Genomic DNA, 11,556 nt, shown 5'->3' with positions numbered 1-11,556 from the left:
CACGACCATGAACAAGCCGGTTTTGCCAGTTTCCTCGCTATCGCTGAAATTGCCGACTGCCAGCCGATCGCTCGAGACCTATCGTCTCGCGGCGTCGCGCGCGTTTCCCGCAAAGCTTCAGGGCACGCTGAACCGTATGGCGTTTTCCGCCGCGCATGTGGTTTCTGATCCGCTCGCCGACGTCGATCCCTGGCTGACGGCGGCGGTCGACTGGGACAAGACGATCGCGTTTCGCGAACACGTCTGGGATCTCGGCCTCGGCGTCGCCGAGGCCATGGACACCGCGCAACGCGGCATGGGTCTGGACTGGCCGACCTCGCTGGAACTGATCCGGCGCTCTGTTTTGGCCGCGAAGGCGCGGGGCAATGCGCTGGTTTTTTCCGGCGCCGGCACCGATCATCTCGCGCCGGAGGACGCCAGGAGTCTCGACGACGTGATCCGCGCCTACGAAGAGCAGATCGGGAGGATCGAGAAGGCGGGCGGGCGGATCATCCTGATGGCGTCGCGGGCGCTCGCTAAAATCGGCCGCAACGCGGACGATTACGCCAGGGTTTACGACCGCGTGCTGTCGCAGGTGGCCGAGCCCGTGATTATCCACTGGCTTGGCGATATGTTCGATCCGGCCTTGGCGAATTACTGGGGCACGCCGAACCTCGACCAGGCCATGGATGTCGCGGTCGGCGTCGTCAACGCCAACGCGTCGAAGGTCGATGGCGTCAAGGTGTCGCTGCTCGACAAGCAACGCGAGATCGATATGCGACGCCGACTCGACAAGAATGTGAAGATGTATACCGGGGACGATTTCAATTACGCCGAACTGATCGCCGGCGACGAGCAGGGCTATTCGCATGCGCTGCTCGGCATCTTCGATGCCATCGCGCCGGCGGCGTCCTATGCGCTGTCGCGGCTGGCCGCCGGCGATACGAAGGGATTCCACGACGTGCTGGGGCCGACGGTGCCGCTGTCGCGCCATATCTTCAAGGCGCCGACGCGGTTCTACAAGACCGGCATCGTGTTCATGGCTTATCTCAACGGTCATCAGGATCATTTCACGATGGTCGGCGGGCAGGAGAGCACGCGCTCGACGCTGCATCTGGCCGAGCTGTTCCGGCTGGCCGATCAGGCGGGGCTGCTCGCCAATCCGGAAATGGCGACGCGGCGCATGAAGGCGGTGCTGGCGCTCCGCGGCATCGAGGCGTGATGCGGGATTTCTCGGCCGATCACCGCTGGCTGTCTTTGAACACGGCGACCGTCCGCAAGCAGGGCGATCTTGTAGAGATCATCGACGCCTGCGCGCGGCATGGCATCCGCGCCATCGATCCCTGGCGTGACCAGGTCGCAGCGGTCGGCCTTGACCGCGCGGCGCGCGCGGTGCGCGACGCAGGGCTGGAGCTGTCCGGCTATTGCCGCGGCGGCATGTTTACGGCGGACGCCGCGCACCGCACCGAGGCGCGCGACGATAACCGCCGGGCCGTCGATGAGGCGAGCGCGCTGGGCGCGCCCTGCATCGTGCTGGTGGTCGGCGGCCTGCCGCAATATTCACGGCCGGGAAGCGCGACCTCGAAAGACATCGTGGCGGCGCGGACGCAGGTCGAGGACGCCATCGCCGAAATGATCGAGTACGCCCGCGAGGCCGAAATGCCGCTGGCGATCGAGCCGCTCCATCCGGCCTATGCCGCCGACCGCGCCTGCGTCAATACGACGAAACACGCGCTCGACATCTGCGATCGGCTGGACCCGCAACGCAGCGGCGCGCTCGGCGTCGCGCTCGACGTCTATCACATCTGGTGGGACCCGGAATTGCTGCAGCAGATTTCCCGTGCCGGAAGAGATCGCCTGCTGGCGTTTCATGTCTGCGACTGGCTGGTGCCGACCAAAGACATCCTCAACGACCGCGGCATGATGGGAGACGGCGTGATCGACATCAGATCGGTGCGATCGGCGGTCGAGGCGCAAGGATTTGCCGGCTATTCCGAGATCGAGATCTTTTCCAACGACTGGTGGAGCAGGCCGATGGATGAGGTCTTGCAGACCTGCATCGAACGGCATCGCTCGGTAGTGTAGGGGCGCGGACCGATCGGGATGTCCGCCTTCAAGGGCCAATGTTCTCACATCCGCGAGGGAGCCTCGATCCCGTCATCCGCGGCTCCCATGATGTGCGACCTCGGAAAGGGACGCCTCGGCGCGGCGCTCGAAGATGACCGCACCCTGGCGCCTGGCAATATCGCGAGCGGTCACGAAGGCCACGACGGCTTCATCCCGGTTGTCGCGGCTGAGCGCCAGCAAGCACGCGCCGCGCAGGCGAAAGATCTCCGGCAAATAAAAGCCAATGCCCGGCTCGTCGATCCCGGCAATGGCGCGATCGAGATGCGCAAGGCCGTCTGCCGCCCGGCCGGCGGCCAGCAATATTTCGGCGGCCAGGCCAAGATAATACTGTGGGAGCGGACCAATCGCCGTTGCCTTGCCGATCTCGGCATCGATCAATCGTGCGGCGTCCGCGATGCCTGATCCGACCGCCGTGGCCCAGCCGGCCAACACCAGGCTGCTCGCGCGCCACGGCATCAAGCCAAATTTTTCGGCCAATCCGGCCGCGCGATGTGCCACCGTGAATGTGGCTTCGCGATCAGCCCCGAGCTGGTGACCGATGCCGGAATTGTGGAGGCCATGAGCGAGGGTGTTGGGATGGTCGAGCAATTCGGCGAGCGCAATGGCCTGCGCGATACTCTGCCTTGCGTTCTGCCCTTCGTCCGCCAGCTGAAGGGTGTTGCCGCGCAGGCAGTGCGCGCAAACACCGGGATCATGACCGCCAAATTGGTGACCGAGGTGGCGGTGGCTGGCCATGTCGTAAAGCTCCACTCCATTGCGGGCGCCGTCCAGCGCGTCCTGGACATCGCCCCGGAAAAAAGCCGTCGCCCACTGGCAGTGGTACGCTTCGAGCAACAGCTCGCCGTCGCCGGAGCGTTGCGCGAGGGTCACGAGTTCGCTGGCCCGGTCGCGCGCAAGCGCGGTCTTGTGCCTGAGATTGGCGTTGATCCACAGGCCCCATTTGGCCTGGAACAATCCGGTGCGATCACCCAGCTTCTCCCCGATTTCGTCGGCTCGGGTATAGGCATCCTCCGCTTCCACACTCTGCAGGCCGTGAACCACGACCAAGGCGGAGCCGAGCTTGAGCCAAAAATCCAGTTGTCGGCGCATGCTGTCTGGCGCCGGCAGCGTTTCGGCAAGCTTGAGACCGGCAGAGAAATGCGCGATCGCCTCCGGATAGGCCGAACGGCCTACGGCCTGATTGCCGGCGCGCATGCGATAATCACAGGCAGCGGCCGGCAAGCCGGCCTCACCGAAATGATAGGCCAGCAGTCCCGGCTCGTTCGCGGCAATCTCGGAGAAATGTTTCTCAAGGGCAGTGGCGATGCGTTCGTGCCATCGGCGCCGACGCGCGAACAGCAGGCTCTCATAAGCGACGTCACGAACCAGCGCATGCTTGAATGTGAAGCTCCGTTCCAGGCTGCGCTCGTCGGGAAAAACAATTCCCGCCGCGACAAGCTTCGCCAGCGTGGCTTCCAACTCGACGGAATCCTTGCCGGAAACCGCATCGAGCAGCGCCAGCGAGAATTGCCGGCCGATCACGGCCGCAATCTGGGCCACTTCGCGCGCTTCGCCGAGGCGGTCGAGGCGGGCCATCAGCGAATCCTTGAGCGTTGCCGGCACCGCGCCGTCCTCGCCAACCGATTCGATGACGCTCTTGGTCAACTCCTCGATGAACAGGGGGACTCCGTCGGTCTTGGCGACGATCGCCGCCACGGTTTCCACGGACAGACCGTGGGCAGCGGCGACACCGGCGACCAGTTGCGCGCATTCCTGTCGGCCGAGGCGACCGAGCGTCACCAGGGTCGCCTGCGGCCGCGCCAGCCAGGGTGGTGTGAAATCCGGCCGCGCCGTCACCAGGGCGAGCGATCGGGTCCGGCCGATGCTGTCGGTCAGGCGCATCATCATTTCGAGCATGCTGGCGTCGATCCAGTGCGCGTCTTCCACGACGATGAGCACTGGATGGTTCTCGCCCATGCGAAGGAACTCGTCGACGATGAGGGCCAGTGTCGACGCCTTGCGTTGAGCTGGGGTCTGTGACGAAGGTTGCGCCGCCGCCAGCGGGATCGACAACAGCTCGGCCAGCAGCGGAATCGTGGCTGGGTCCGAAGCGCGCCGCTGCGCAAACAGCGCGCCGAGTTTCTCGATCCGCGCCTCTGGGCTATCCGCTGCGGCGAAACCGGCGGCGCGGTTCAGATACTGGATCACCGGATAAAGCGCGCTGTCGCTGTGATGGGGTGAGCACTGCAAATTGATGCGTGCGTGCGGCTCTCCGGCAAGCGCTTCCTGCAGGGCCTCGATCGAGCGCGATTTGCCAATCCCCGCTTCGCCGATCACCGTAACGATCTGGCCCTCGCCCTGCCGGGCCAGCTGCCAGCGTTCGAGCATCAACCCCATTTCGTGGGCACGGCCGATCAGTGGCAGATTTTCGCCGGTGCGGATCGCGGCAAAACGACTTTCGACCGTCGCCTCGCCGATCACGCGCCAGGCGGACACCGGGCGGGCGAACCCTTTCAATTCGTGTTCTCCGGTGTGCTCCAGTTCAAACAGCCCACCCAGCAAATTCTGGGTTGTCTCGCTGACCAGAATGGTGTCGGGCCCGGCGAGCGCCTGTAGCCGCGCGGCGAGATTGGGGGTTTCGCCTACGATCGTGCGCTCTTGCGCGATGCCGGTGCCGATGATTTCGCCGACCACGACGAGGCCGGTGGCGATCCCGATCCGTGCCTGCACCCGCGTCTTGTCCGGCAATTCGATGTCGCCGACTTCCGCCAGGATGCCGAGCGCGGCGCGAACGGCGCGCTCCGCCGCATCCTCGAAGGCGCGGGGAAAACCGAAATAGGCCAGAACGCCGTCGCCCATGAACTTGGCGACGAAACCGCCGTACCGCCCGATCGCGCCGGCGACCGCGTCCTGATAGCGCCGGATCAATGCCCCGAGGAGTTCGGGGTCCACCTTGCCCGACACCGCCGTCGAACCGACCATATCGGCGAACAACACCGTCACCTGACGCCGCTCGGCGTCGGCCGGCCGCGGCCCTTCAGCGGGAGCCGGCTTCGGTGGGCTCGGTTCGGCGCCGCGACCGGCAATGGCCTTCAATAGCCGTCGGCGATTGCCCAGCGACAGGCCAAGCTGTTCGAGATCGCGGTCGGTCAGTTCCGCCAGCACATCGAGGTCGATATCGTTTGCCTCGAAGGCGTCAGCGTATTGCTCGAGATTGTTGCTGCGCAACCAGTCGCGAAGATCACTCATACCCATCGGTGTTCCAAGCCGCCGCCCGTGAGGCGCCCAGATTGGCACATCTATAAGCCTTTTGGCAGCCTGGCGGCGCCACCGTGAAGCGCCTGACCGCTCAGAACCAACAGCTCAAAAACCCGAGAAAGCGGGCGCGGCCGGCGGAGCCGGACCATGCGCTGCGCGAGAATGGCAAGTTGGCCCGAAAGACCCAGGCCTGCGCTATAGGCACTGCCCTCTTCCCGGGCAGGCCCGGAAGGCACTGGACAGCGAAAACAGCAGCCGAGCGCTGCGGCTGGAGTTGTCGGGCGCGCGGTAACTCAGCGGGAAGGCCACGGCGATATCGGCCTGCAGATCGCTGCCCAGAAAGAACCGCACGCCGGCGCCGGCAGAGCTGAGCGCAATACCGTCCGTGTAATTGAATCCGTCGTTCCACGCGACGCCGGCGTCGACAAAACCATAGATTTGATAACCGGTCAGGTAACGGAAATTCAGTTTTTGATCGAAGCGCAGCTCAAACGAACCGGCCATGCCGTTGTCGCCGCTGGTTTCGGCGCTGCCATAGCCTCGCCCGAAGGCGGCACCTCCCAGGTAGAATTGTTGCGAGAGAAACAGCGGACCGGAGGCGATTTGGCCGGTGCCTGCGATTTTCACCGACCATGCGTCGGACAGCGTCTGATATCGGGTGTACCAGGCATCCATGACCGAGAAATTGGCGGCGGCGCCGTCGTGCGACACCAAAGCGTCGCCCAACTGCGAAGCGCCGAGGATCGGCAGACCCTGACGCCAGGTCAGCGTGAAATAATTGTTGCCGCCGAAATCGTCCTGTAGCCTGTAGTCGGAAGTCAGGCTGACGGTACGGATGTGATCGTTATAGATCGGGCCGAACACGTCGTGCTCGGAGACGTTGCTGAAGTCCAGCGCGGCGGTGAGCGTCAGTGTCGATCGTTGTGACTGCACCGGGACGAGGCTGCCGCGGATCTGAAAAGCCTCCGTCGTCGTGACGTCGTTCAAGAGTCGCCTGTAGTCGCCTGGCCGAACCTCGCTGTAGAGGGCGGACGCGCCGATGCGTGCCCCGTCGGTTCCGACCGGGACATCGTAGGATAGCCGGCCGAAAGCAAGCTCGCGCGGGTCGTTCGGAGTGGTCGAGAGATTGAGCGCCAGCGTGTCGCCGGGCAACAGATAGGAATTGAAGGCGCCGGTCGCATAGCTCTGCCAGGGGCCGATCGCGGAGGAACCCAGATTGTCGAGCCCAAACGAGGTGTAGATGTGCCAGGTTTTCAGATAGACGATGAGGCGGAAACGGCCGGTCGCATTGCCGATCTCCTCCAGAGCGGTGTCGACGACGCGCACGCCCGCTCGACTGTTGATCAGTAGCAGTTGGCGCTCCAGGGTGGCCAGACGCGAGGGGGATTCGGCGAGCACCGGGTCGAGCAGCGGCCGTATGCCGAATTGTTCGGCGCTATCGCCCTTCAGGGCCACTTCGGTGATGCCGCCTTCGATCACCTGAAAACGAACCCGGCCGTCCCTGATGTCCTGCGGCGGCACGATCGCCCGGCTCAGGTGAAAACCTGCCGCGCGATAGAGATCGCTGATCCCCGCGGCGATCGAGGCGAGGTCGGCCTGGGAGACCTTTTTCCCGATATAGGGTTGATAAACTTTTGCAATCTGATCGCGCGGGATGGCGCCGCCACCGCTGAGCGAAACGCGATGGAGTTCGAACAGCGCTTTTGAGTCGGCCGCGGCGCCGGACGGGGACAGCCTCGGCATGCGCAAGGGCGATCGCGCTGTTTCGGTGGGTTGGGATTGCAGGGCATCGAAGCGCTTTTCTGTTTGCCTTTGATCGAAGCCGGATTGCTGCGCTTGTGCCGGCAAGCAGCCGCCCGCGCATAGCAGCAGCAGCGCGATGGCGATCCCGGGGGGCGTGGCGCGCCGGCGATTTGTCGGCGATCCAACACAGCGAGATGGAACTTCCCCGGACCGCAATGGAACTTCCCCGAATCGCAATTGAACTCTTATGCTCATGATTTTTCATAGATTTTTATGGTCAATGAACCGTTAACGCCCCCTCTAAATCGCGAAGTTTCCGCTCATTCAATGTTGAGGTTTTTCCGGTACGCCTATCGGTCGACTATGGGCACACGGAGTGTTTCATGCGTTCCACCGGCTGGCTTTTGCGTTCCCTGGCGACGGCGCTCGTTTTCGGCGCGGCATCGGCTGCGCTTGCCGCCGAAGACGGCGTCTGGCAGGTGAGCAAGTCCTCGGGCCAGGTCTGGATGACCACGTCCGGCGCCCAGCCTGCTTCACTCGGGCAGGAAGCGGTCCTGAAGCCGGGCGACAGCGTCCGGACCGGCGGCAACGGCCGCGTTCTCCTGACGCGCGGCGAGGAAACCATTCTGGTCTCGCCGAACTCGGTGATCGGCTTGCCCACCGAGAAGAAGGACGGGCTGTCGACGACGATCGTGCAGCAGGCCGGCTCGATCCTTCTTGAGGTGGAAAAGCGCAACGACAAGCATTTCGAGGTCGAGACGCCCTACCTCGCCGCGGTGGTCAAGGGAACGCAGTTTCGCGTCTCCGTGAACGCGACCTCGACCAGCGTCGACGTGCTCCGGGGACAGGTTGAAGTCGCCGACTTCAAGTCCGGACAGATCGCCCAGGTAATGCCAGGACAGGTTGCGACCGCCTTTGCCCATGGCAAGTCGGGCCTTTCCCTGAGCGGATCGGGCACGCTCAATCCGATCGAGCAAGGCAAACCTCGCGCCTCGTCGATCGAACGGATCATGGTTCCAAAGACGGGGCTCTCGGCCCCGCGCAGCGCTGCGAATGGGCAGTTCATCCACATGCTCGGACGTGACAACGCCGCGCTACATCCGCAGCGAAACGCGGGCAGCGCCTCCACGAGGACCGGTGTGACGCGGATATCGGCATCGCTTGGCGAAGTCAGGATGAATTTCCAGAAGGTCACTCATGGCCTTGCCCATGGAACGGCATCGACGGCGGTCTCGCTGAGACGTACCGCGGACAAGGATACGATCTGGAGTTCGCGCGAAGCCAAGGCGAGTTTGGGCGTCGGATCCGGTAATTCAATCGACGCCAATAGCGCCAACAGCAGCGGCGCCGCGACCGGCATGAGCACGACGACAACCTCAGGCATGCCAACAGCAGCGGTCACGGCGACGGCAAACAATTCCGGCAATGCAAGCGCGAACGCCAATGGCAACGGTAACGCCAACGGTAACGGCATTGGCAACGCCAATGGCAACGGAAACGCCAATGGGAACGGAAACGCCAACGCCAATGGGAATGGAATCGGAATCGGCCATGGCCATGGAAAGCCTTGACGGTCGCCGGCAGGGCACCATGCGGTCAGGTGACGGTTAAGGCCAAGCGAGATTATCCGAACCGCCGGATCGATCGTTCGGCGACGCGCCACTCCGGTTACGGGGTATAAGGGGATGGGGAATATTCTAAAGCATTACCGGCCGCTTGTGCTTGTGGTTATTGCGCTGGTGATCGTGTTGTTGTCCGGCTTGCACGGCGCGCTGCGCAATGCACTGGTCGATCTGCGGTTTGCCTGGGAGGCGCGCCAGGCAAGCGGTGAAATCATCGTGGTTGCAATCGATGCCGCATCGATCGACAAAATCGGCGTTTGGCCCTGGCCGCGCCGGCTCCACGCCGAGTTGCTGCGGCGGCTGGAAAGTGCGGGGGTGCGCGACGTTGTATTCGATGTCGATTTCTCAACGCCATCCGACCCAGCCTCGGACCAGGCGTTTGTCGACGCGCTTGAGAACGCCGGTGGATCGGTGGTTTTGCCGTCCTTCAAGCAACCCGGGGCAGACGGCAGCACTGCAAGGCCAATCCATATCAATCGTCCGCTGAGAAAATTCGCCGAACACTCATGGTCGGCGGTCGTCAATGTCGCGGTTGAGCCGGACGGTCTGGTCCGGCGCTACCCGTTCGGCGAGTCATTTGAGGGGCAGTTTCTTCCCTCGATGGGCGCGCTGCTGGCGGGACAATATGCTGAACATCACACACCGTTCCTGATCGATTTCAGTATCCGCGCAGCCTCGATTCCGAGAGTATCCTACATCGATGTTTTGCGCGGCGATCAAGCGACGCTCGACAGGCTCAGAGACAAGAAGGTCATTATCGGCGGTACCGCACTCGAACTCGGCGATCGCTTCAGCGTTCCGAACGGCGGGGTGGTTTCGGGACCGCTGCTGCAGACCTTGGCGGCCGAATCGATCCTGCAGAATCGTGCCCTGCATTTTACCTCGGATGCCGTCACGCTGGCCGGTCTTTGCATGATTGCGCTGATCATGATGCTTTCCTGGCGTCACCTCGCCGCCAGCATCCGGGTCATGATGCTCGTCGCAATGGCGGCCGCCGTTGAAATATCCGCAATGCTGCTGCAGGCAAAGTTTCCTCTCATTCTCGACACCTCGCTGTTCGATACCGCCATCGCCGTCTATATGGCCGCGATTGCGCTCGACGAAATTGACTTCCGGGATCTGCTCGGCCGGATTGCCGAGAACCGCTTTCAGCGCATCGCCATGTCGCTCGGCGATGGCCTGGTGTGTACCGACCAGAGCCAGCTCATTACGGTGTGGAATCCCGGGGCCGCCGCCATTTTCGGCTACGAACCTTCGGAAATGATCGGCCGGCCGTTCGATACGATTTGCGCCAACCGCGAGGATCTTGCGGCTGCCTCGATCTGCGAAGATGCGCGCGTGCGATCGCAGTCGCCCGGGGGCCTGGTGATGGAGTTCGATGGACGTCGCAAGAACGGCGAGGTATTTCCGGTCGAGGCCTGCTTCTCCGGCTGGCAAGGCGCCGATGGCTATCAATATGGCGCGATCCTGCGCGATATCTCGGTCCGGAAGCGCGAAGCGGAGAGAATTCGATACCTGGCCGAATACGATCCGCTGACCGGCCTCGCCAACCGCAACACCCTTCACGCCGGCCTCGCTGCGATGATTTCCGCGGCGGAAGGGCCGCGGGACGAGGTTGCGCTGCTGGTGGTCGGCCTCGACGCCTTCCAGCAGATCAATGACATGATGGGTCACGCCTGCGGAGATCTCGTGCTGTGTGCGGTGACCGAACGGCTGAACGCAGAAGCCGGAAGCGCGGCTCTCGTGGCACGCTTGAGCGGAGATGAATTCGCCATCGCCATGCCCTGCGACGGGTCGGCCGAAACGGTCGCGCAATTGTGCGAACGGATCGCGCTTGCTTTCGACAGTCCGCTTTTGGCGGCAACGCGGCAGCACCGCGTCAGGGTCAGTATCGGAGCGGCCGTCTATCCTGCCGGCGGCCGAAGCGCCGACGAACTGTTGGCCAACAGCCATCTCGCCTTTTGTCGTGCCAAGGCAACCAGGCGCGGCAGTTACGTGATGTTCGAGAACGCGATCCGGCAAGAGCTTGAAGCGCGACTGACGCTTGAAGCGGAATTGGCGCGCGCCGCCGAGCAAAATGAATTCGAATTGTTCTATCAACCGCAGGTTCGTCTGACGGATGGCGGCGTAATCGGGGCGGAAGCCCTTATTCGCTGGCGCCATCCTTCCCGCGGCCTGGTTTCGCCCGCGGAATTCATGCCGGTCGTCAACACTTCCTCGATTTCGGACCGGATTGCGGGTTGGGTTCTGGAAACCGCCTGCCGTCGGGCGCGGATGTGGGAGCAGGCCGGGCACCCGGTTCGCGTCGGCGTCAACCTTTCGCCGTCGCAATTTCAGTCCGGTGACCTCGCAACCTCGGTTGCGGAGATGCTTGAGATCACCGGGCTTACGCCTGCGCTGCTCGAATTGGAGGTGACCGAGGATATCCTGCTGCTGGACGAAGAAAGGGTGCTCGACATCTTCTTGCGAATCCAGAAGCTCGGTGTCCGCCTCGTATTCGACGACTTCGGCACCGGCTATGCCAGCCTCAGTTATCTCAAGAAATTCCCGCTCGACGGGCTCAAGATCGACAGGTCATTTGTGCTTGAATTGCTCGCCGGTTCAGACGATGCGGCCATCGTGGGTTCCACCATCAATCTCAGCCGGCAACTGGGCCTGTCGGTGATTGCCGAAGGCATCGAGAACCGTGCGACCGCCGATCTCCTGGTGAGCATGGGATGCGAAGAGGGACAAGGCTATTTCTTTGGCCGGCCGATGCCGGCGCAATCATTCGAAAGCCAATTCCTGATTGCCCGCGAAGCAAGCTCCGAGGCGCACGTCGCGGGACAAGCCGCCTGATAGCGGCGAT

General features: G+C 63.3%; 6 protein-coding genes. 4 read left to right on the top strand and 2 right to left on the bottom strand.

Annotation, left to right across the window (positions count from 1 at the left end; all coding sequences use genetic code 11):
- Positions 1 to 7: 7 nt before the first annotated feature.
- Positions 8 to 1,201 (top strand): dihydrodipicolinate synthase family protein, encoded by a 1,194-nt coding sequence (locus tag E8A46_RS25170; protein WP_291566996.1) that lies wholly within the window; start codon positions 8 to 10, stop codon positions 1,199 to 1,201.
- Positions 1,201 to 2,064 carry a sugar phosphate isomerase/epimerase family protein gene (locus tag E8A46_RS25165; protein ID WP_291566994.1) on the top strand — a complete coding sequence of 288 codons (864 nt, stop codon included), beginning with the start codon at positions 1,201 to 1,203 and terminating at the stop codon, positions 2,062 to 2,064. Before E8A46_RS25170 ends, E8A46_RS25165 begins: the two co-directional genes overlap by 1 nt.
- Before the next feature lie 72 nt (positions 2,065 to 2,136).
- Here the strand turns inward: E8A46_RS25165 and E8A46_RS25160 are convergent, their stop codons facing one another.
- Together E8A46_RS25160 and E8A46_RS25155 are read right to left on the bottom strand one after the other, a co-directional pair.
- Complete coding sequence (locus tag E8A46_RS25160) at positions 2,137 to 5,340, bottom strand: adenylate/guanylate cyclase domain-containing protein (RefSeq protein WP_291566992.1); 3,204 nt, start codon at positions 5,338 to 5,340, stop codon at positions 2,137 to 2,139.
- A 198-nt stretch (positions 5,341 to 5,538) separates the two neighbouring features.
- Positions 5,539 to 7,086, bottom strand: a complete 1,548-nt coding sequence (locus E8A46_RS25155; RefSeq protein WP_291566990.1) for a POTRA domain-containing protein — start codon at positions 7,084 to 7,086, stop codon at positions 5,539 to 5,541.
- A gap of 383 nt (positions 7,087 to 7,469) precedes the next feature.
- On the opposite strand from E8A46_RS25155, the gene E8A46_RS25150 reads away from it, so the two are divergent.
- Entirely contained in the window at positions 7,470 to 8,657 is a 1,188-nt protein-coding gene (locus E8A46_RS25150; RefSeq protein WP_291566988.1) for a FecR family protein, read from the top strand.
- A gap of 114 nt (positions 8,658 to 8,771) precedes the next feature.
- Positions 8,772 to 11,546, top strand: coding sequence for an EAL domain-containing protein (locus E8A46_RS25145; protein ID WP_291566986.1), 2,775 nt, complete (start codon positions 8,772 to 8,774; stop codon positions 11,544 to 11,546).
- The last annotated feature ends 10 nt before the right edge of the window (positions 11,547 to 11,556 follow it).

This window comes from Bradyrhizobium sp. (assembly GCF_004799445.1).
In the GTDB taxonomy this organism is placed as follows: domain Bacteria; phylum Pseudomonadota; class Alphaproteobacteria; order Rhizobiales; family Xanthobacteraceae; genus Bradyrhizobium.
This window is presented reverse-complemented; position numbering and strand designations above follow the sequence as displayed.